The organism is Streptomyces sp. NPDC001980 (assembly GCF_040296885.1).
Classification (GTDB): domain Bacteria; phylum Actinomycetota; class Actinomycetes; order Streptomycetales; family Streptomycetaceae; genus Streptomyces.
Genome location: NZ_JBEOYD010000001.1, coordinates 331711 through 353256, shown reverse-complemented (window position 1 = coordinate 353256; position 21546 = coordinate 331711). Strand labels below are relative to the sequence as shown.

The 21546-nt window shown below is 72.3% G+C and carries 18 protein-coding genes; 10 read left to right on the top strand and 8 right to left on the bottom strand.

Translation table 11 applies throughout. From position 1 onward, the window contains the following. The first annotated feature begins 257 nt into the window (after positions 1–257). Genes ABT137_RS01580 through nirD form a run of 3 tightly spaced genes read left to right on the top strand, consistent with a single transcriptional unit; the run spans position 258 to position 3513 of the window. A complete protein-coding gene (locus ABT137_RS01580) occupies positions 258–548 on the top strand; it encodes a hypothetical protein (RefSeq protein ID WP_502984450.1) in 291 nt (96 codons plus the stop codon). Further along, positions 548–3166 carry a nitrite reductase large subunit NirB gene (nirB, locus tag ABT137_RS01575; RefSeq protein WP_351700658.1) on the top strand — a complete coding sequence of 873 codons (2619 nt, stop codon included), beginning with the start codon at positions 548–550 and terminating at the stop codon, positions 3164–3166. Before ABT137_RS01580 ends, nirB begins: the two co-directional genes overlap by 1 nt. Next, positions 3163–3513 carry a nitrite reductase small subunit NirD gene (gene nirD / locus ABT137_RS01570; RefSeq protein WP_351700655.1) on the top strand — a complete coding sequence of 117 codons (351 nt, stop codon included), beginning with the start codon at positions 3163–3165 and terminating at the stop codon, positions 3511–3513. The genes nirB and nirD overlap by 4 nt, the downstream gene beginning before the upstream one ends. A gap of 13 nt (positions 3514–3526) precedes the next feature. Here the strand turns inward: nirD and ABT137_RS01565 are convergent, their stop codons facing one another. Then, on the bottom strand, positions 3527–4465 hold the full coding sequence (locus ABT137_RS01565) for an oxidoreductase (protein WP_351700652.1): 939 nt from the start codon (positions 4463–4465) through the stop codon (positions 3527–3529). A gap of 114 nt (positions 4466–4579) precedes the next feature. Between ABT137_RS01565 and ABT137_RS01560 the strand changes: the two genes are divergently transcribed. Beyond that, on the top strand, positions 4580–5512 hold the full coding sequence (locus ABT137_RS01560; protein ID WP_351700649.1) for an aminoglycoside phosphotransferase family protein: 933 nt from the start codon (positions 4580–4582) through the stop codon (positions 5510–5512). Between the two features lie 58 nt (positions 5513–5570). Here the strand turns inward: ABT137_RS01560 and ABT137_RS01555 are convergent, their stop codons facing one another. Together ABT137_RS01555 and ABT137_RS01550 are read right to left on the bottom strand one after the other, a co-directional pair. Then, entirely contained in the window at positions 5571–6200 is a 630-nt protein-coding gene (locus tag ABT137_RS01555; RefSeq protein WP_351700646.1) for a YciI family protein, read from the bottom strand. Positions 6201–6323: 123 nt separating this feature from the next. Further along, a complete protein-coding gene (locus ABT137_RS01550; RefSeq protein ID WP_351700643.1) occupies positions 6324–6908 on the bottom strand; it encodes a TetR/AcrR family transcriptional regulator in 585 nt (194 codons plus the stop codon). Positions 6909–7073: 165 nt separating this feature from the next. Between ABT137_RS01550 and ABT137_RS01545 the strand changes: the two genes are divergently transcribed. After that, positions 7074–8048 (top strand): SDR family NAD(P)-dependent oxidoreductase, encoded by a 975-nt coding sequence (locus ABT137_RS01545; RefSeq protein ID WP_351700640.1) that lies wholly within the window; start codon positions 7074–7076, stop codon positions 8046–8048. A 44-nt stretch (positions 8049–8092) separates the two neighbouring features. Here the strand turns inward: ABT137_RS01545 and ABT137_RS01540 are convergent, their stop codons facing one another. Further along, positions 8093–8659, bottom strand: a complete 567-nt coding sequence (locus ABT137_RS01540; RefSeq protein WP_351700637.1) for a TetR/AcrR family transcriptional regulator — start codon at positions 8657–8659, stop codon at positions 8093–8095. A 104-nt stretch (positions 8660–8763) separates the two neighbouring features. On the opposite strand from ABT137_RS01540, the gene ABT137_RS01535 reads away from it, so the two are divergent. Then, complete coding sequence (locus tag ABT137_RS01535; RefSeq protein WP_351700634.1) at positions 8764–9573, top strand: SDR family NAD(P)-dependent oxidoreductase; 810 nt, start codon at positions 8764–8766, stop codon at positions 9571–9573. Positions 9574–9593: 20 nt separating this feature from the next. Here the strand turns inward: ABT137_RS01535 and ABT137_RS01530 are convergent, their stop codons facing one another. Further along, positions 9594–10754, bottom strand: a complete 1161-nt coding sequence (locus ABT137_RS01530; RefSeq protein ID WP_351700632.1) for an alpha-hydroxy-acid oxidizing protein — start codon at positions 10752–10754, stop codon at positions 9594–9596. Positions 10755–10818: 64 nt separating this feature from the next. On the opposite strand from ABT137_RS01530, the gene ABT137_RS01525 reads away from it, so the two are divergent. After that, on the top strand, positions 10819–11925 hold the full coding sequence (locus tag ABT137_RS01525) for an Lrp/AsnC family transcriptional regulator (RefSeq protein WP_351700629.1): 1107 nt from the start codon (positions 10819–10821) through the stop codon (positions 11923–11925). Positions 11926–12005: 80 nt separating this feature from the next. Continuing rightward, entirely contained in the window at positions 12006–12749 is a 744-nt protein-coding gene (locus ABT137_RS01520) for a rhomboid family intramembrane serine protease (protein WP_351700627.1), read from the top strand. A 43-nt stretch (positions 12750–12792) separates the two neighbouring features. On the opposite strand, the gene ABT137_RS01515 is transcribed toward ABT137_RS01520, so the two are convergent. The 3 genes from ABT137_RS01515 to ABT137_RS01505 all read right to left on the bottom strand — a co-directional run bounded on the left by ABT137_RS01515 (position 12793) and on the right by ABT137_RS01505 (position 17898). Beyond that, positions 12793–13344, bottom strand: coding sequence for a GNAT family N-acetyltransferase (locus ABT137_RS01515; RefSeq protein ID WP_351700624.1), 552 nt, complete (start codon positions 13342–13344; stop codon positions 12793–12795). 192 nt (positions 13345–13536) lie between these two features. Continuing rightward, positions 13537–16257: a pyruvate, phosphate dikinase gene (gene ppdK, locus ABT137_RS01510; RefSeq protein ID WP_351700621.1), complete on the bottom strand. Its 2721-nt coding sequence runs from the start codon at positions 16255–16257 to the stop codon at positions 13537–13539. Between the two features lie 420 nt (positions 16258–16677). Next, entirely contained in the window at positions 16678–17898 is a 1221-nt protein-coding gene (locus ABT137_RS01505; protein WP_351700618.1) for an ROK family transcriptional regulator, read from the bottom strand. Positions 17899–18018: 120 nt separating this feature from the next. Between ABT137_RS01505 and ABT137_RS01500 the strand changes: the two genes are divergently transcribed. Both ABT137_RS01500 and ABT137_RS01495 read left to right on the top strand, forming a co-directional pair. Then, a complete protein-coding gene (locus ABT137_RS01500) occupies positions 18019–19473 on the top strand; it encodes an MGH1-like glycoside hydrolase domain-containing protein (RefSeq protein WP_351700615.1) in 1455 nt (484 codons plus the stop codon). 64 nt (positions 19474–19537) lie between these two features. Beyond that, positions 19538–21475, top strand: a complete 1938-nt coding sequence (locus tag ABT137_RS01495; RefSeq protein ID WP_351700612.1) for an amylo-alpha-1,6-glucosidase — start codon at positions 19538–19540, stop codon at positions 21473–21475. Positions 21476–21546 lie beyond the last annotated feature (71 nt).

The window sequence follows — 21546 nt, the reverse complement described above, 5'->3', positions numbered from 1 at the left end:
GGGGCGGTGTACACAACCGCTCCCCCGCGTAACCGACCCCGCTGCCGCCCCGCCCTCGCCCCGTCCTCGCCCCGCCGTAGCTCTCGCCCACCTGCGGCGCAGGCCGACCGCCGCCCCGTGTTTCCCCCACCTCACAGTCCCCACCGGCCCTCCCCCGGACCCCTCACACCCACCGCCCACCCCTGAAGAGGGCAGCGTTCCTCGCGGGAAACAGCGGTGATGCGGCCGGGTAACGTCGGCCCCGCAGGCTCCTGGGTATGACCTCGAATACGCGTGTGGTGGTGATCGGCGCCGGCCGCGCGGGCGGCCGTCCCGTCCGGCGGCCCGGCGAACACGTCGACGCCCCCGTGACGGGCGCGACGCCCGAGACGCCCGAGGCACGCGTCGGCGACGAGGAGCACCGCCCGTACGGCCGGGTGCCGCTCGGCGAGGTGCCGACCGGCCGCCGCCACACCGCCGAGGTGACCGCCCGCCCCATGCCCGCCGAGCTCGGCAGCCCTCGGCTCCGCCCGATGCTCCCCCTGCTCCCCCACGACGGAGGCTCCTGATGACCACCACCCCCGGGGCCACCCCCACCATCGTGCTCGTCGGCCACGGCATGGTCGGTCAGCGCTTCCTGGAGGCGCTCGCCGAGCGCGGCCTGACCGCCACGCACCGCGTGGTCGTGCTGTGCGAGGAGCCGCGCCCGGCCTACGACCGCGTCGCCCTCACCTCGTACTTCTCGGGCCGGACCCCCGACGAACTCTCCATGACCGACATGGAGTTCATCGACACCCACGGCATCGAGCTGTACGTCGGCGACCCGGCGGAGACGATCGACCGCGCGGCGCGGACGGTGACGGCCAGGTCCGGCAAGGTCGTTGCGTACGACACGCTCGTACTCGCCACCGGCTCCTACCCGTTCGTGCCTCCGGTCCCCCACAAGGACGCGACGGGCTGCTTCGTCTACCGCACGATCGAGGACCTGCTGGCGATCGAGGAGTACGCGAAGTCGAGGGCGACGGTGGGCGCGGTGGTCGGCGGCGGGCTGCTGGGGCTGGAGGCGGCCGGCGCGTTGCAGGGGCTCGGACTCACCACCCACATCGTGGAGTTCGCGCCGCGGTTGATGCCGGTGCAGGTGGACGAGGGCGGTGGCGCGGCCCTGCTGCGCACCATCGAGGAGATGGGCCTGACGGTCCACACCGGCGTCGGCACGCAGGAGATCGTGGTCGACCCCGCGGGCGCCGTGACGGGGATGAAGCTGTCCGACGGTTCCGAACTCGCCACCGACCTGGTGGTGTTCAGCGCCGGCGTCCGGCCGCGGGACCAACTCGCCCGGGACTGCGGTCTGACGGTCGGCGAGCGCGGCGGCATCACGGTCGACGAGCAGTGCCGTACCGTCGCGGACCCGCACGTGTTCGCGATCGGCGAGTGCGCGCTGGCGGCGGACGGCCGGGTGTACGGGCTGGTGGCGCCGGGCTACGAGCAGGCCGGGACGGCGGCGGCGACCATCGCCGCCGGCGAGGCGGCCTTCACCGGCGCCGACCTGTCCACCAAGCTGAAGCTGCTCGGCGTGGACGTGGCCTCCTTCGGCGACGCGCACGGCACGAGCGAGGACTGCCTGGACGTCGTGTACTCCGACGCCCGTTCGGGCCTGTACAAGAAGCTGGTCATCGGCCGGGACGGCACCCTGCTCGGCGGCATCCTGGTCGGCGACGCGGACGCGTACGGCACCCTGAAGGCCTTCACCGGTTCGGTACCGCCGGTCGCCCCGGAGTCGCTGGTGCTGCCGGCCGGTGCGAGCGGCGGCGCCCAGCTGGGCCCGTCCGCGCTCCCGGACGAGGCGGTCGTCTGCTCCTGCCACAACGTCAGCAAGGGCACGATCCGCGGCGCGGTGACCGAGCACTCCTGCACCACCGTGCCGGAGGTGAAGAAGTGCACGAAGGCCGGTACCGGCTGCGGTTCGTGCGTGAAGGTGCTCGGCCAGCTGGTCACGGCGGAGCTGGAGGCGTCCGGCGTCGAGGTCGACAAGGGCCTGTGCGGCTGCTTCGCGCAGACCCGTGAGGAGCTGTACGAGATCGTCCTCGCGCTGCGCGTCAACACCTACCGGGACCTGCTCGACCGCTACGGCCGGGAGGGCGCCCGGGGCGGCGACGGCTGCGAGGTCTGCAAGCCGGCGGTGGCGTCGATCATCGCGTCCCTCGCCCCGGCGATCGGCGCGAGCGGTTACGTCCTGGACGGCGAACAGGCGGCGCTCCAGGACAGCAACGACCACTTCCTCGCCAACCTCCAGAAGAACGGCTCCTATTCGGTCGTCCCGCGCATCCCCGGCGGCGAGATCACCCCCGAGGGCCTGATCACGATCGGCGAGATCGCCCGCGACTTCGGCCTCTACACGAAGATCACCGGCGGCCAGCGGATCGACATGTTCGGCGCGCGCGTCGAACAACTCCCGCTGATCTGGACGCGGTTGGTGGACGCCGGTTTCGAGTCGGGCCACGCGTACGGAAAGGCGCTGCGGACCGTCAAGTCCTGCGTGGGCCAGACCTGGTGCCGTTACGGCGTCCAGGACTCGGTCCGGATGGCGATCGACCTGGAGCTGCGCTACCGGGGGCTCAGGTCGCCGCACAAGCTCAAGTCCGCCGTCTCCGGCTGTGCCCGCGAGTGCGCGGAGGCCCAGTCGAAGGACTTCGGCGTCATCGCCACCGCCAACGGCTGGAACCTGTACGTCGGCGGCAACGGCGGCGCCACCCCGCGCCACGCGGACCTGCTCGCCCAGGACCTCACCGACGCCGAACTGGTCCGCCTGATCGACCGTTTCCTGATGTTCTACATCCGTACGGCCGACCGCCTGGAGCGCACGTCGACCTGGCTGGAGCGCATCCCGGGCGGCCTGGACCACGTCCGTGACGTGGTGGTCGAGGACTCCCTCGGCATCTGCGAGGAGCTGGAGTCCCTGATGGCGGCGCACGTCGCCCACTACGCCGACGAGTGGGCGACCACCATCGACAACCCGGAGAAGCTCGCCCGGTTCGTCTCGTTCGTCAACGCCCCCGACACCCCCGACCCGGTCGTCGGGTTCGTGCCCGAGCGGGACCAGATGAAGCCCGACCTGCCGCTGCTGTCCATCGGCCTGCGCCGCGCGGACGGCACGGCGACCGTTCTGGAAGGAAGCTCCCAGCGATGACCCTGGCCCCCGAGACCACCGACCTGAAGGTCCAACTCCGCCTGACGGACAGCTGGTTCACGGTCTGCGACCTGAGCCTGCTCACCCCCGGCCGGGGCGTGGCCGTACTCCTCCCGGACGGCCGTCAGGCCGCCGTCTTCCGCGACCGCACCGGCCGTCTCTACGCCATCGACAACCGCGACCCGTTCGGCGGCGCGGCGGTCCTCTCCCGCGGCCTGACCGGCACCCACCAGGACCGCCCGTTCGTGGCCTCCCCGCTCCTCAAGCAGCGCTTCGACCTGGAGACCGGCGCGTGCCTGGACGACGAGGCGGTGCGGGTGACGGCGTACGAGGTACGGGCCGCGTAGGTCCCACCCCCGCTCATGCCCCCTTCAGGACGGTGTCGTAGGACACCCCGCTGAGTCGCTCCGACGCCTCCCAGAGCCGTTGCGCCATGGTGTCGTCGCGGGTCCAGGGCGCCCGCCAGGAGGGGGCCGGCGCCCCGCGCCACATCGCGACGGCGGGACCGGTGAAGGAGTCGGACCGTACGCCGGGGGCGGTGGCCGCGTAGAGCGTGGGCAGGGCTCCGGCGTCGGCGGACTGCGCGAACACGAGGTTCGCGGCCGTCATCGCCCGCTCGGCGGCGCGCCGCCCCTCGGCACGGGGTCCGGCGGTCTGCAGGTTGGTGGCGGCGTACCCGGGATGCGCGGCGGCGACGACGAGGTCGAGGCCCTGGGCGGCGTCGGCGCGCCGTGCCAGCTCGTGGACGAAGAGCAGGTTGGCGCTCTTGGACCGCCCATACGCAACCCAACGCCGGTACCGCCGTTCGCTGTTGAGATCGCCGAGGTCGACGTTCGCGAGGACGTGCATCATGCTGGAGACGGTGACGACACGGGCGCCGGGGGTGCGGAGCAGGACGGGCAGGAGCAGCCCGGTGAGCGCGAAGTGCCCGAGGTGGTTGACGCCGAACTGCGTCTCGAACCCGTCCATGGTGGTCCCGTACGGCGGTGCCATCACCCCGGCGTTGTTGACGAGGAGATCGAGCCGGTCGTACGGGAACGAGGCGGCGAAGTCCCGTACGGACGCCAGGTCCCCGAGATCGAGCCGCCCGAACTCGATGTGGGCGTCGGGAACTTCGGCGGCCATCCGGTCCCCCGCCTCGTTCCCCCGCCGCTCGCTCCGGCAGGCGAGCACGACCCGGGCGCCCTTGCGCGCCAGCTCCCGGGCGGTGACGTACCCGAGCCCGCTGTTGGCCCCGGTGACGACGGCGACGCGCCCGGCGAGGTCCGGGATGCCGCTGCTGCTCCAGCCGCTGCTCATGGGGGCGCCCTTCACAGGTGGGGTCCGTGGTGCGGCCAGCCTACGAGCGCGGGGCGCGGGACGACACCGGACGCGGCCGTACGCCGTACCCCCTACGCCGCGTAGGGTGCCAGGATGATCGGCATTCCAGAGGCACTGGTGCGGGGCACGATCGAGCGCGAGGGTGATCGCGGAGCGGCGTGGATCACCGAACTCCCCGCGACGGTCGAGGACTTGCTGCGGTGCTGGGACTGCGTGCCCGACGGCGAGGTGACGCACGGCGGTGTGGGCGTGATCGTCCCGGTCCGCCCGCGGTCCTCCGGCCGCCCCTGCGTCGTCAAGGTGTCCTTCCCCCATCCCGGCAACGTCCACGAGCCGGACGCGTTCGAGGCATGGGCGGGCCGCGGCGCGGTCCGCCTGCACCGGCGCGACGACGCCCGCTTCGCCCTCCTCCTGGAACGGGCCCACCTGTCGACGCTGGCAGCGCTGGAGTCCGACGACGAGACGGTGATGACGATCGCGGGCCGCCTGAACCACCGCCTGGCCGTCCCGGCCCCACCGGGCCTGCCCCGGCTCCGGGACCGCGCGGACGCGTGGGCGGCGGAGCTGCGCGAGAACGCCGCCGAGCTGTCCCACGCACTGCCGCCCCGGGTGGTGGACACGGCCGTCGCCACCACCCGCGAACTGGGCCGGACCCAGCCGGACACCCTCGTCCACGGCGACCTGCACGCACGCAACATCCTGCGGGCGGACCGGGAACCGTGGCTGGCGGTCGACCCCAAGGGCTACGTGGGAGACCCGGCGTACGACGGCGGCACCCTCCTCAAGTCCCGCGCGCTGAACCTCATGCAGTGCGACGACCTCCCGAAGACCGTCCACCGCCTCCTGGACGTGTTCGCCGACGCAGCGGAACTCGACCGCGAACGCGTCCGCCGCTGGGCCCAGTTCCACGCCGTCCAGGCGGCGTTCTGGGGCCGCCGACACGGCTTCCGCATCGCCCGCACCGGCCCCCGGCTCGACCGCGTCACCCAATTCGCGGACAGGCTGGCGGAGACACTGGCCGTCTAGTCACAGACGCTGCATCCCCGGCTCCACCACCCCATCACCCCATCACCCCACCACCCCGTCACCGCCGCCCGCCGAACTCCCAGTCCTGCACCTCGACGTCCGCGTACCGCACCGGCGCCAGCACACCCAGCGCCTGGTCCCGGTCCGAGGCCCGGACCAGCGCCGCCGTGCCGATCCAGGTGGTGCCGTCGTCGGACAGCAGCGGGCCGAAGGCGATCAGGTCGTCGTGATCGGTGCCGACCGGCAGGCCGCCGGGCTCGCTGACGGCGCCGCCGCTGCCGTCGCTGCCGTCGCTGCCGTCGCTGCCGTCGCTGCCGTCGCTGCCGTCGCTGTCGGCGTGCACCGGGCCCAGGCCGAGTACCAGGTACCGGTTGCCGCCGGTCCGGCCGCCGGGGAACTCCCACATGGTGCGGCCCAGCAGGTTGCGCCACCGCCGCAGCAGCACGTCCCGGTACACGCCGGCCTGGTAGTTGGGCTCGTCGAAGGCGAAGGCCCGGGCGGCGGCGGGTCCGGGCAGTTCGACGACGTGCACACTCCCGCTCGGCACCTCGGCATCGGTGCCGAACGTCGGCCCCCGGGCGATCAACTCGGCCGCGTAGCGGTCCATGTAGGCCCAGTGGTCCTCCACCAGCTCTGTACGCAACGCGACAGAGCCGGCACGGTCACGGTGATAACAGAAGAACTCCATGACCGCGGAGCCTTCCGCAGGACGGTCCAGCCCCTCAACACGGTTTCCCCGGCCCTGCCACTCCTCGCCCCTCTCCGGGGCAGTGGGGCGCCGTCCGCGGCGGCCGCAGGAGAGCGAGCGCCGTCAACCACGCACAACCCCGCACAACAGCAAGTCAATGAGCCGGCCGCCCAGTTCGCGCTGTCCCTCGTTCGCCGCCATCAGGCTGATCCCCCCGAGCGCCATCAGCACGTCACGCGCGTCCACCCCCGGCCGCGCCACCGACGCCCCCTCCGCCGCGCCCAGCAGGTGGGTGATCGCATCGACCAGGAGCGTCCGGGTGTGCAGCTTCTCGCTCTCGTCGGTCAGGATCACCCGCAAGGCGTCGGCCATCCCCTGTTTCGCCGCCATGAAGTCGATGAAGCGCTCCATCCACGTCCGCAGCGCCTCCACCGCCGGCAGCGCGGCCGCCAGCTCGTCCGCCGCCTCGCACAGGCGCTGCACCTCGTGCCGGTAGACCGCCTCGATGAGCAACTCCTTCGACGGGAACCGGCGATAGAGGGTGCCGACGCCGACGCCCGCCTGGCGGGCGATGTCCTTGACCGAGGCGCCCGCCCCCTCGCGGGCGAACGCCGCTGCCGCCGCCTCCAGCAGCCGGTCCTCGTTGCGCTGCGCATCCGCGCGCAACGGTCTGCGGGACGTCGCCGCGCCCCCGTCGGTGCCGGTCAAGCCAGACCCCTCCTCGTCACCACCACTTGCAACCGGAACCGGTTCCGCTTACCGTCGAAGAGCGAACCGGAACCAGTTCCGGATACGAGCGTACGACGGCCCCTGCCACCACGCCACCGGCCGCGCCCGCACCAGCCCTGTTCCACCGCCCGCCTGGAGAACCTCATGTCCCACCCCCTCTTCACCACCCCCTTCGGAGCCCGGAGCACCGCCGCCGAGGTGCTCTCCGGCGTCGGCCTCAGCGGCAGGCGCGCCGTCGTCACCGGCGGAGCCTCCGGCATCGGACGCGAGACCGCCCGCGTCCTCGGTGCCGCCGGCGCCGAGGTCACCATCGGCGTCCGCGACCTGGCCGCAGGCATACGGGCCGCCGAGGAGATCGCCCCGGCGAGCGGACCGGGCAGCGTACGCACCGCCCTCCTGGACCTCGCCGACCAGCGCTCCGTCCGCGCCTTCACCGACGCCTGGCAGGGCCCGCTGCACATCCTCGTCCTCAACGCCGGCGTCATGGCCACTCCACTGCAGCGGACGCGGGAGGGCTGGGAGATGCAGTTCGCCACCAATCACCTCGGCCACTTCGCCCTCGCCACCGGCCTGCACGGCGCCCTCGCCTCGGCCCACGGCGCGCGCGTCGTCGCGGTCAGCTCGGTCGGCCACGTCAACGGCGACGTCCTCTTCGACGACATCAACTTCGAGCGGCGCCCCTACGACCCGTGGGCGGCCTACAGCCAGTCCAAGACGGCGAACGTCCTGTTCACCGTCGAGGCGGCCCGCCGCTGGGCCCCGGACCTGATCACCGTCAACGCCCTCAACCCCGGCCGTATCACCAGCACCCGGCTCGGCCGCCACATCGGGGACATCTCCAACAGCCCGGCCTCGTTCGACGCCACCAGCACCGACGTGTCCTGGAAGAGCATCGAGCAGGGCGCCGCCACGTCGGCACTGCTCGCCGCCTCCCCGCTGGTCGAGGGCGTGACCGGCCGGTACTTCGAGGACTGCGACGAGGCCGGCCCCCACCGGCCCGGCATCCGCCGGGGGGTGGCCGCCCACGCCCTGGACCCCGACCACGCGGCCCGCCTGTGGCAGCTCTCCACCGACCTGCTGACGGAGACGGGGACGGGGGTGGAGGCGGCCACCGCCTGACGCTCCGGTGCCACCGGTGGCGGCCGCCCGACCGCCGGAAAACCCTACGGCCGCAACGCCACCGCGACCGCCACGCCCAACTTGCGCACGAACTCCGCGCGGTCGCCGACGCGGTGTTTCCAGCCCTCGCCGGCCGCCTGCAGGACCTCGGCGATCTGGCGCGGCGTGACGCTGCCGGGCACGATCCGGCCGGAGTCGTCGATCGCCTTCGCGAGCGTGTCGAGGAAGGCGTCCCGGTAGGCGTCGTACATGTCGTGGAGCTGCGCGGTCCCGTGCTCCAGCAGTTCGTCGACGCCCTCGTTGAGATGCGTGCCGACGTACCGGCCGAGGTGCGCGTCGAGCGCGGCCACCAGGCGGGCGTCGAGGTCCGCGCCGGGTGCGGCCAGTGCCGTGCGGACGTCCGCCAGCGCCCGGTCCAGCTCCTGCCGCATGGTCTCGCGGAACAGCTCCTCCTTGCCCGAGAAGAGGAAGTACAGGCCGGGGCGGGAGATGTCGGCGGCGCGGGCCACCGCGTCCATCGACGTCTTGCGATAGCCGAACGTGGCGAAGACGGTCAGCGCCGCCGCGAGCACCTGCTCGCGGCGTTGGGTGTCCCCTCGGGTCGCGGTCATATGCACACCATACCGACTGGGCGTGCTATACATGTTCTGTCGATTCTGTTTAGTAGAAGCAGGACGCGACCGGGGGGCACAGCACACACGCGAGAGAGAGCATCATGAGCAAGACCGTTCTGATCACCGGCGCCTCCACCGGCATGGGAGAGGCACTGACCTTCGAGTACGCGGCACGCGGCTGGAACGTGGCGGCCACCATGCGGGACACCGCCAGGGCCAACCCGGCCTTCGCCGGCCTCGGCAACGTCCTGGTCACCCGCCTCGACGTCACCGAACCGGCCGGCATCGAGCAGGCCGTCAAGGCGACCGTCGACCGTTTCGGCGCCGTCGACGCCCTGGTCAACGCGGCCGGCTACGGCCAGGTCGGCGCGGTCGAGGAGATCAGCCCCGACCAGCTGCGCGACCAGCTGGAGACCAACGTGGTGGGCCTGGTCCAGGTGATCCAGGCCGTTCTCCCGCAGATGCGGGAGCGCCGCTCGGGCCACATCCTCAACATCGGCTCCATGGGCGGCCACGTCAGCCTGCCCACGATGGCCGTGTACTGCGCCTCCAAGAGCGCCGTGCAGAACCTGACGGAGGGCCTGGCCCTGGAGCTGGCCCCGCTGGGCATCCACGTCACCCTGGTCGAACCGGCGGGCTTCGACACCGGCTTCGAGGGCAACGCGAAGCTCCCCGCCACGTCCATCCCGGACTACGCGCCCGCCTACGCCACCATGGCCGAGTTCTCCGAGCAGGCGGTGCGCGGCAACCTGGTGAGGTCGATGGCGGCCGTCGCCGACGTCACCGGCACCGACGCGCCGCCGCTGCACCTCGCGGTGGCCACCGCCGGCCTGGAGATGGTGCGCGGCCGCTTCGCCGAGCTGATGGCCGAGTACGACCGCTGGGAGCGGGTCACGGCCGGCACCGACTGACGGACCGGTGGCCCTACCGGTCAGGCGACCCGGCGCAGCGCCTCCGGCGTGAGGTCGGCGAGGGTCGGGTAGCCGTCGACGGCCATGATCAGGTCGGCCTCGGCGAGCAGTGCCCGCAGGATGTGGACGAGGCCGGGCTCACCGCCGTTGGCGAGGCCGTACGCGTAGGGACGGCCGACGCCCACGGCGGTGGCGCCCAGCGCGACCGCCTTGATGATGTCGGCTCCCGTCCGGACACCGGAGTCGAAGAGGACCGGCAGGCCGTCGGCGGCCTCGACCACCTCCGGCAGCGCGTCGAGGGCGGGCAGACCGCCGTTGGCCTGGCGGCCGCCGTGGTTGGAGCAGTAGACGCCGTCCACGCCGGCGTCCTTGGCGCGGCGGACGTCCTCGGGGTGGCAGAGGCCCTTGAGGATCAGCGGCAGATCGGTGATCGACCGCAGCCAGGGCAGGTCGTCCCAGGTGAGCGGGTTGCCGAAGATCCCCGCCCAGAGCGCGACGGCAGCCTGCGGGTCGTCCTCCGGGTTCTTGCCGAGGCGGGCCCGGAAGACGGGGTCGCTGGTGTAGTTGGCCAGGCAGTTCCCGCGCAGCTGCGGGAAGTTGCTGGTGCTCAGGTCGCGGGGCCGCCAGCCGGTGATCCAGGTGTCCAGGGTGACCACGATCCCCTTGAACCCGGCCTTCTCGGCCCGGTGCACCAGGCTCTCGGCCAGTTCGCGGTCGGTGGGGGTGTAGAGCTGGAAGAAGCCGGGTGTGTCACCGAACTCGGCGGCCACCTGCTCCAGCGGGTCGACGGTCAGCGTGGAGGCGACCATCGGTACGCCGGTACGGGCGGCGGCGCGGGCGGCGGCGAGGTCACCGTGACCGTCCTGCGCGCACAGCCCGATCACTCCGACCGGGGCCATGAACAGCGGAGAGGGCAGCCGTATCCCGAACAGGTCCACGGACAGGTCCCGCTCCGTGGCCCCCACCAGCATCCGCGGCACCAGCCCCCAGCGCTCGAACGCGCTGACATTCGCCCGCTGCGTCCGCTCGTCACCGGCGCCGCCCGCGACGTACGAGCGTACCGCTGGGGGCATCGCGGCCAGGGCCAACGGCTCCAGAGCGTCGTACGACATGGGGAACCTCGGCACCACTCCGCGCAGCCCGTCGAGGTAGATCTCGTTCTGGTAGTCGGCGAACGCCATGTCCCGGCCCTTCTTCACGACTGCGCCCGCGGGGTGCGGGCCCCTGGAAGTCCACAATGGAAGAGTGGCGCACAACGGCTCCGAAACGCAGGATTCCGGCTCGGACGGCGGGCAGATACAGGATGCTGCCGCCGGGGCGGTCGTTCCGCCCCTGCTGAGCGAGGACGAGCTGGCGCTGATCAACGCGCTGCAGCTGAGCCCGCGCGCCTCCTGGACCGAGCTCGGACGCGCCCTGGGCGTCGACCCGGTCACGGTGGCCCGCCGCTTCCACCGCCTCTCCGCGCACGGCACGGCCTGGGTCGGCTTCTCGCCCGGCCCGCGCCTGCTGGAGCAGATCTGCGTGGCGTACGTCGTGATCGACTGCGCCCCGGGAACCACGGCCCGGGTCGCCGAGGCCCTGAGCGCCCACCCCCACATGGTGACGATCGAGCGGACGGCCTCGGGCCACGACATCCTCGCCACGGTCGCCACCCGCGACCTGCCGGCCCTGTCCCGCTACACCCTCGACCTGCTGCCCCACCTGCCGGGCATCACCGCCGTACGGTCCCGGATCGTCACCCACATGTTCACCGAGGGCGGCCACTGGCGCATCGCCGCCCTGGCCCCCGCCCAACGCGCCCGGCTGACGGCGCAGCCACCCGCCCCCGCCGTGCGACGGACCGACCAACGGCAGCTCACCTCCTCCGACCGCGCCCTCGCCGTCCGCCTCGCCCACGACGGCCGCGCGCCCTACCAGACCCTGGCGCGGGACCTCGGCGTCAGCCTGTCCACCGCCAAGCGTCGCGTCGAGGCCCTCACCCGCCACGGCCTGCTCCGCTTCCGCTGCGACTTCGCCCGTCCCCTCGGCGGCTGGCCGGTCGCCGTCACCTTCTGGGCCAGGGTGCCGCCCGCCGACCTCCCCGCGATCGGCCAGTCCCTCATCCGCCTTCCCGAGACCCGCAACTGTGCCGCCATCAGCGGCCCGCAGAACCTCATCCTCCAGGCCAGCCTGCACTCGGTCAGCGACATCCTCCGCCTGGAGACCCACCTGGCCACGACCCACCCGGCCCTCGACATCGCGGACCGGGTCATCACCCTGCGCCAGGACAAACTCCTCGGCCGCCTCCTGGACGCGCACGGCCGTTCCGTCGGCGTCGTACCGGCGGACCTGTGGGCGGAACCGGCCTTGTAGTGGCCCTCGGTGCCTGTCACCGGACTGCCGTAAAGTGCGCCGTGGTGGGGACGCGACGGCGTTCGAGGGGGGAGCCTGCCATGGGTGCGCCTAAGAAGGCACCGAAGAAAGACCGGCCCGTACCGGTACCGATGAGCCCCGAGCAGATGATCGCGGAGGCGCGGAAGGCGTTCTTCGTGATGTTCGGCCTGCTCGCGGTCGTCTGGCTGGTGCAACTGGCCAACTTCTCCGACCACTACGCCCTCTCCCGGGACTACGCGGTGGTCTCCGGTGACGTCGGCACCCTGCCCGACATCCTGGTCGCGCCGCTGCTGCACTGGAGCTGGGCACACATCGAGAGCAACTCCGGCCCGCTGTTCGTCTTCGGCTTCCTCGCCGCCTACCGGGGAGTGGCCCGGTTCCTCGGCCTCACCCTCCTGATCGCGCTGAGCAGCGGCCTGGTCGTCTGGTTCTTCGAGCACGGCGACGTGGCGACGGTCGGCGCCAGCGGCCTGATCTTCGGGTACTTCGGCTACGTCGTCGTACGGGGCCTCTTCGACCGGCACCTGATCGACACGCTGGTCGGGATCGTCATGGGCGCGTCCTTCGCCTACCTCCTCACCGTGGCCGTACCCGGCACCCCCGGCGTGAGCTGGCTCGGCCACCTCGGCGGGCTGCTCGGGGGCCTGGTCGGAGCCTGGCTCTTCCGCGACCGCCGCGCACCGCGCCCCGCCACCGGCGACATCGCCCCCCGTACGCCGACCGGCGGCAACACCCCCCAGCCCCGCCCCGACTCCCCGCGCGCCGACCTGTACAAGGAGCTCGGCGACCTCGGGCTGCTCTGACCGCCCGCGCGTTCCTCACCGAGGCCTTGGCCTCCTCATCGCATCACTGCGGAGTGTCGCCTCCTGACGTGACCGGGGACCGCATGCCGAGCCACTGTTCGGTGCCCCAGGCCTCGAACCGCTCCACCTCGGTGAATCCCAGCTTCACCGTGAGGCGCATCGAGGCGACGTTGGCGGTCTGGGTGGTGAGCACCACCGGCTCGCCGGGAAGCGCGCCGTCGAGCCAGCCGAGTGCCGCCGCGCACGCCTCGGCGGCGTACCCGAACCCCCACGCCCGCGGCAGGAACAGGTAGCCGAGATCGGCCTTCCCCGCGGCGGCCGGGCGACGGTGCCCCGTCGCTCTCCTGAGCAGGATCTGGCCGATCATCGCCCCGTCGAGTTCGACCACGAAGCTCCCGGGCCACCGCTCGGGCACCCCGGACAACTCGCGCTCGACCTCGTCACGCGGCCGGGGCCCGCCGAGGTAGGTGTGCACCTCCGGCGAGGCGAGCAGCTCGACGAACGCCGCACGGTCCCGGGACTCGGACTCACGGAGCACCAGCCGTTCGGTGACGATCGGCCGGGGCGGCCACTCCACGGGGCTCAGATCTTCCATCCGCGCACGCTAACAGATCGTCAACTCCCGTTGGCCACACGCACGAAGGGGCGGCACCCCCGCACAGGATGCCGCCCCTCTTCTTGCGTGCCGGGGCCGCCGTCCATCGGTCTTGAGGGTCGGGGACGGACGGCGGACCCGGGGTTCGGAGGAGGCCGGCCGAATCAACGGGCGGCCTCCTGTCGGGAGACGTCAGCGGTGGTCGCTGCCCGCCGACTGGGTCGCCGCCCGGCCCGCCTCCAGGCGGGCCACCGGGATGCGGAACGGGCTGCAGGAGACGTAGTCCAGGCCCACCTCGTGGAAGAAGTGGACGGACTCCGGGTCGCCGCCGTGCTCGCCGCAGACGCCGAGTTTCAGGTCGGGACGGGTGGCGCGGCCGGCCTTCGCCGCGGCTGCGACCAGGGAGCCGACGCCGTCGCGGTCGATCGTCTCGAAGGGGGAGACGCCGAAGATGCCCTTCTCCAGGTAGGCCGTGAAGAAGGAGGCCTCGACGTCGTCGCGGCTGAAGCCCCAGACCGTCTGGGTCAGGTCGTTCGTGCCGAAGGAGAAGAACTCCGCCGCCTCGGCGATCTGACCCGCCGTCAGGGCGGCCCGCGGGAGTTCGATCATCGTGCCGATCGACAGCTTCAGGTTCGTGCCCGTCGCCGCCTCCACCTCCGCGATGACCTGGTCGGCCTCCTCGCGGACGATCTCCAGTTCCTGGACCGTGCCGACCAGGGGGATCATGATCTCCGCACGGGGGTCGCCCTTGGCGTTCTTGCGTTCCGCGGCGGCCTCGGCGATGGCGCGGACCTGCATCGTGAACAGGCCGGGGATGACCAGGCCGAGGCGTACGCCGCGCAGGCCCAGCATCGGGTTCTGCTCGTGCAGGCGGTGGACCGCCTGGAGGAGGCGGAGTTCGTTCTCGTGGGGTTCCTGGCGGGACTCCGCGAGGGCCACGCGGACCGAGAGCTCCGTGATGTCCGGGAGGAACTCGTGCAGCGGGGGGTCCAGGAGGCGGACCGTGACCGGAAGGCCGTCCATCGCCGAGAAGAGTTCGACGAAGTCCTTCTTCTGGAGGGGGAGGAGGGCGCTCAGGGACTCCTCGCGGTCCTCCGCGGTGTCCGCCAGGATCAGGCGTTCCACCAGCTCGCGGCGGTCGCCGAGGAACATGTGCTCGGTGCGGCACAGGCCGATGCCCTGGGCGCCGAAGCGGCGGGCGCGCAGCGCGTCCTCGGCGTTGTCGGCGTTGGCGCGCACCCGCAGCCGGCGCTTGCGGTCGGCGAAGGCCATGATGCGGTGGACCGCCTCGACGAGTTCGTCGGCGTCCTGGGCGCCCGCGTGCATCCGGCCCTCGAAGTACTCGACGACAGGGGAGGGTACGACCGGGACCTCGCCCAGGTAGACCTTGCCCGAGGAGCCGTCGATGGAGATGACGTCACCCTCCTCGACGACGTGACCGCCGGGGACCGTCATGCGGCGGCGCTTCGTGTCGACCTCCAGCTCCTCCGCGCCGCAGACACAGGTCTTGCCCATGCCGCGGGCGACCACGGCCGCGTGGGAGGTCTTGCCGCCCCGGGAGGTGAGGATGCCCTCCGCCGCGATCATGCCGTCGAGGTCGTCGGGGTTGGTCTCGCGGCGGACCAGGATGACCTTCTCGCCCGAGCGGGACCACTTCACCGCCGTGTACGAGTCGAAGACCGCCTTGCCGACCGCCGCGCCCGGCGAGGCGGCGATGCCGCGGCCGACCTGCTGGGCCTTCGCCTGCTCGTCGAAGCGGGGGAACATCAGCTGGGCGAGCTGGGCGCCCGTCACGCGCTGGAGGGCCTCCGTCTCGTCGATCAGGCCCTGGTCCACCAGCTGGGTCGCGATCCGGAAGGCCGCGCCCGCCGTGCGCTTGCCGACGCGGGTCTGGAGCATCCACAGCTGACCGCGCTCGATCGTGAACTCGATGTCGCAGAGGTCCTTGTAGTGGTTCTCCAGCGTCTCCATGATCTGCATCAGCTGGTCGTACGACTTCTTGTCGATGTTCTCCAGCTCGGCCAGCGGGACCGTGTTGCGGATGCCCGCGACCACGTCCTCGCCCTGGGCGTTCTGGAGGTAGTCGCCGTAGACGCCCTGGTGGCCGGAGGCGGGGTCGCGGGTGAAGGCGACGCCCGTGCCGGAGTCCGGGCCGAGGTTGCCGAAGACCATCGAGCAGACGTTGACGGCCGTGCCGAGGTCGCCGGGGATGCGCTCCTGACGGCGGTAGAGCTTGGCGCGGTCGGTGTTCCAGGAGTCGAAGACCGCGCGGATCGCGAGGTCCATCTGCTCGCGCGGGTCCTGCGGGAAGTCCCGGCCGGCCTCCGCCTTGACGATCTTCTTGAACCTGGTGACCAGCTTCTTGAGGTCGGCCGCCTCCAGCTCCGTGTCGACGGTGACCTGCTTGGCCTCCTTGGCCGCGTCCAGGGCCTCCTCGAAGAGCTCGCCGTCGACGCCGAGGACCGTCTTGCCGAACATCTGGATGAGGCGGCGGTAGGAGTCCCACGCGAAGCGGTCTCCGCCGGCCTGCTTGGCGAGGCCCTGGACGGACTTGTCGGAGAGGCCGATGTTCAGGACCGTGTCCATCATGCCGGGCATGGAGAACTTGGCGCCGGAGCGGACCGAGACCAGGAGCGGGTCGTCGGCCTGGCCGAGCTTCTTGCCCATCCGCTCTTCGAGGGCTTCGAGGTGCGCACTCACCTCGTCACGGAGTGCCGCCGGTTCCTCGCCGCTGTCGAGGTAGACCTTGCAGGCGTCGGTCGTGATGGTGAAGCCGGGGGGAACGGGGAGCCCCAGGTTGGTCATCTCGGCGAGGTTCGCACCCTTGCCACCCAGGAGGTCCTTGAGGTCCTTGTTTCCCTCGGTGAAGTCATAAACGAACTTCACACCATGAGGATCTTTGTTTTCCGACACGGGTCTCGACTCCCTCGAGGACTCGGTGGCTGCCCTGACGGCCAGGAACATACCCAGATCGAAGGCGCCTGGGTACGTCTACTTGCGTGTCATGCGCCCGTAACCAGTCGTCCGCCACCGGATCGAAAGTCAAAGCTTGGCAAGCGGAGACCGGGTTGTGTTTTCACTTCTTGAACGCAAGACCGCTCAGCACCGCACCTTTCCGCTCAGTTGAGCGGTCGTACCGCACACCTGATTTCGATCGATGAACGATCAAGGGGTGGCACCCAGTGCCACCCCTTGGAGAAGTGCAGTCGCCCATGATCCGCTCATCTGAGCGCAACCCTTATCAAGGGTGGCGAGAATCACGCTGCCACAGACCGCCGGAGTTCACCATGCGGACGCGGGGGCGGACACCAGAACCCGCTGGAAACGCGCCGGTCACACGCCCAGCGCCAGCAGCCGCTCCTCGACCCGCTCCGGCGCGTACAGGTGCTCCACGACCAGCGCCCCCGCCCCGACCACCCCGGCCCGCTCCCCCAGCCGCGACGTCACGACGTCCAGATGAGCGGTGGAGCGGGGCAGCGCCCGCTGGTAGAGCAGTTCGCGGACGCCGGTGAGGAACGGGGTGCCCGCCAGGTCGCCCGCGATCATCAGGACGCCCGGGTTGAGCAGGGTCACGACCGTCGCCAGCACGTCCCCGACCAGGCGGCCGGCCTCCCGGGCCAGCGAGGCCGCCTCCGGATGGCCCGAGGCGAGCAGGTCGTGCACGTCCGAGCCGGAGGAGGCCGGTATCCCCGCCTCCGCCAGCCGCCGGGCCACGGCACCGCCGCTGGCGACCGCGGCGAGGCAGCCGTACGAACCGCACCGGCACTGCGCCTCCGCACCCACCCGGATGTGGCCGATGTCCCCGGCGCCGCCGTCGACGCCCCGGAAGATCGAGCCGTCCACCACGACCCCGGCGCCGATACCCGTCGAGACCTTGACGAGGACGAAGGCCGAGCAGTCCGGGTATCCGGTGCGCTGCTCCCCGTACGCCATCAGGTTCGCGTCGTTGTCGACCAGGACCGGGACCGCCGGCGCACCCGTGTGCTCCGTGAACGCCCTGGCCAGCCGGCCCCGTATGTCGTAGCCGTCCCAGCCGGGCATGATCGGTGGCTGGACGACCCGGCCGGTGTCCATGTCGACCGGGCCCGGTACCGCGACGCCGATCCCGCACACCTGCGTCGCGCGGCGGCCGGCCTTCTCCAGCAACTCGGCGAACCAGCGGCCGAGTTCGGCCAGTACGGCCTCGGGACCGTCCTGGATGACCAGGGTGCCGGAGTGCTCGGCGAGGAGCTCGCCGGTGAGTGAGAGCACGGCGGCGCGGGCGTGGCGGGTCTCCAGGTCGGCGGCGAGGACGACCGCGTGGGAGTCGTCGAATTCGAGGGTGATGGAGGGGCGTCCGCCCAGCGGGGAGTCGACCGGGCCGCCGGCGCCCTCGCGCAGCCAGCCGGCGCGGAACAGGCGGTCCAGGCGGTGGCCGACGGTCGCGCGGGAGAGCCCGGTGGCCTGCTGGAGCGCTCCGCGCGTCACGGCCCGCCCGTTGCGCACCAGTTCGAGCAGATCTCCGGCGCTCGCCTGCCCGCCGCCCTTGCCGGTCCTGCCGGGACGTCCGGTCATGCGCACCCCCTTGTGTTTCTCAAGCTTGCATTACATATTGAGTTTTGCGTGTTAAATAGACGTAACCCTACGGTAGCCACTGCCGAACCCGGTCGGCCGGACGTCTTCGGGGAGTCCCGAGTGGATCGCACTGCCCAGCTCAGCACCCATGCGCTCGATCGCGGTATTGCATACGATCCGCCGTCCGCCTGCGCCGTACCCAGCGCCGGCGCACGACGGTCGCTGCACGTCAGAGCCGCACAGGTGCTCGACGACAACTGGACCGGCAGTTCGACCGTGCCCTCCCGGAGCCTGTATCCGCACCAGTGGTCGTGGGACTCGGCGTTCATCGCGATCGGCCTCAGGCACCTCTCGCCGCTGCGCGCGCAGACGGAGCTGGAGACGCTGCTGGCCGCCCAGTGGGGCGACGGGCGGATCCCGCACATCGTGTTCAACCCCTCCGTGCCCCTCGACGCGTACTTCCCGAGCCCCGACTTCTGGCGCTCCTCGACCGCGGGGCGCGCTGCGGGCGCCCCGCGCACCGTACAGACCTCCGGGATCGTGCAGCCACCGGTGCACGCGCTGGCGGCCTGGCTGGTGCACCTCGCCGACCCGGGCCTGTCGCGTGCACGGGGCTTCCTGGCCGGTGTCTACCCGCGGCTCGCCGCCTGGCACCGCTATCTGCTGCACCGGCGCGACCTGGGCGGGGGCGGGCTGGCCTCCGTCGTGCACCCCTGGGAACAGGGTATGGACAACAGCCCCGCCTGGGACGCCCCGCTCGCCCGGGTCGTGCCCGCCCCGGCCCGCTCCTTCCGCCGTGCCGACCTGGACCACGGCGCCGCCGAGGACCGGCCGACGGACCTGGACTACGGGCGGTACGTGCGGCTGGCGGCCGACTACCGGGACGCCGGATACGCCGACCGGACCAGGGACTTCGCCGTCGAGGACCCCGCGTTCAACGCGCTGCTCATCGCCTCCGAGCACGCCCTCGCCCGCATCGCACGGGAGCTGGGCGCGCCCGGCACGGCCCGGCACGCGCGGGCGGAGCGGCTGACCGCGGTGCTGGTGGACCGGCTGTGGGACCCGGAGAAGGAGATCTTCCTGTGCCGGGACCTGCGGGGCGGCGAACACGGATCGCTCATCCCCGAGCGGGGGGTCTCCGGGCTGGTCCCGCTGCTCCTGCCCAGCCTGCCCCGGGAGATCGCCGCCGCGCTCGTGCGCACCCTGGACGGCCCGCACTTCGGCACCGGGTCCGGCCTGGTGCCCAGTTACGACCTGCTCGGCGAGGCCTTCGACCCGCACCGCTACTGGCGCGGGCCCGCCTGGTTCAACACCGGCTGGCTGCTGGAGCGGGGGCTGCGAAAGCACGGCGAGCGGGAGCGGGCGGACGCGCTCGCCGAGGCGGTCGTACGGACGGCCGACACGAGCGGGTTCGCCGAGTACGTCGACCCGTACACCGGCGAGGCGTGCGGCGCGACCGGGTTCGGCTGGACCGCGGCGCTCGCGCTGGACCTGCACCACCAGCGGCACGCGGCCCCGCACGCCACGTCGCACGAAGAGCCACAAGGTGAACGTCAAAACCTGCACAAGAGCTGACAAAACGGGGTGTCTTCGGCGGACACCGCACGTTCGACCAGAGGGACGAAGGAGGGGACCGGGGATGACGGACCGGCATCATCTGCTCGTGCACGGCACGACGTTCGCGGCTGTGGACGACCGCGGCGACATCAGCGGCGTGCGGGGCGGCGGCGCCCCGGACGGGTTATTCGTACGGGACGCCCGGCACCTCAGCCGCTGGCAGCTGACGGTCGACGGAGCGCTGCCCGACGTGCTGACGCCGGTCGCCGACGGGGACGGCACGCGCTGTGTCCTGGTCCCGCGCGGCGGCCGCCAGGAACCGCCCGCGCACACGCTCTTCAGGGAACAGGCCGTCGGCGACGGCTCGTTCGCCGAGTCCCTGCGGGTCACCAGCAACCGTCCGGTGCCGACCACGATCCGGCTCGCGATCACCGCCGACGCCGACTTCACCGACCAGTTCGAACTCCGCGCCGACCACCGCACCTACACCAAGTCCGGCGCCGTCCGCTCCCGTCAGGCCCTCGACGACGGGCTGGAGTTCGGCTACCGCCGGGGCGAGTGGCGGTCCTGTACGACCATCACCGCCGAGCCGGCTCCGGACGGCGTGGAGGAGACCGGGACCGGCGCCCGGCGCATGGTGTGGACACTGGAGCTGGAACCGCACGGCACCACCGAGCTGCTGGTCCGGGTGATGGCGCGCCCGCACGGCGACCGGCGGGCGCTCCGGGTGCCCCGGGACCCGGCCGCGCTGAACGAGCAGCTCCTCGCGCTGGAGGGCGAGTTCGTGGAGGGCGTGGCCTTCCCGACGGGCTGGCCGGAGCTGGCGGCGGCCTGCGCCCGCGGCCTCTCCGACCTCGCCGCGCTCCAGGTGCCGGCCACCGGACCGGACGGCGAGGAGCTCAGGGTCCCGGCGGCCGGGGCCCCCTGGTTCCTCACCCTGCTCGGCCGCGACGCCCTCCTCACCTCCCTCTTCGCCCTGCCCTACCGCCCCCGTCTGGCCGCCGCCACCCTGCCCGCCCTCGCCGCCACCCAGGCCACCGAGACCGGCGCGCACTCCGTGGCCCAGCCCGGGAAGATCGTCCACGAGGTACGCCACGGCGAACTGGCCCACTTCGGGCAGGTGCCGTACGGGCGTTACTACGGATCGGTCGACGCGACACCGCTGTTCCTGATCCTGCTCGGCGCGTACGTGGAGCAGACCGGGGACGCCGAGATGGCCCGGCGGCTCGAACGCAACGCCCGCGCGGCCGTCGGGTGGATGCTCGACCACGGCGGCCTGACCTCGCGCGGCTACCTCGTCTACCGCGCGGACAAGGGCGGCCTCGCCAACCAGAACTGGAAGGACTCCCCCGGCGCGATCTGCTCCGCCGACGGCAGCCGGCCGATGGGGACCGTGATGGCGGCGGGGGCGCAGGGGTACGCGTACGACGCGCTGCGCCGGACGGCGTGGCTGGCGCGGACGGCGTGGGCCGACGAGACGTACGCGGCGCTCCTGGAGCAGGCCGCCGGTGATCTGCGGGACCGGTTCCAGCAGGACTTCTGGATGCGGGAGGCGTCCTTCCCCGCGCTGGCCCTTGACGGGGAGGGACGGCAGGTCGACGCGCTCGCCTCGGACGCCGGGCATCTGCTGTGGTCCGGGCTGCTGGACAAGGAGTACGGGGAGGTGGTCGGGCGGCGGCTGCTGGAGCCGGACTTCTTCTCGGGGTGGGGGGTGCGGACGCTGGCCGCGGGGCAGGCGGCGTACCACCCGCTGTCGTACCACCGCGGGTCGGTGTGGCCGCACGACAACGCGCTGATCGCGCTGGGGCTGGCCCGGTACGGGCTGCACGACGAGGCACGGGCCGTGGCGCACGGGCTGGTGGACGCGGCGACGGCCGGCGGGCACCGGTTGCCGGAGGTGCTGGCCGGGTACGGCAGGGACTCGCATCCGGAGCCGGTGCCGTATCCGCATGCGTGCGTACGGGAGTCCCGGTCGGCGGCGGCTCCGTTGGCGCTGCTGACTGCAGTGGGGGGTGCGTAGGGGGCCGTACGCCGGGTGCGGGCCGGTGGGGGCTGGTCGCGCCCACGCGGCGGAGCCGCACATGGACACAG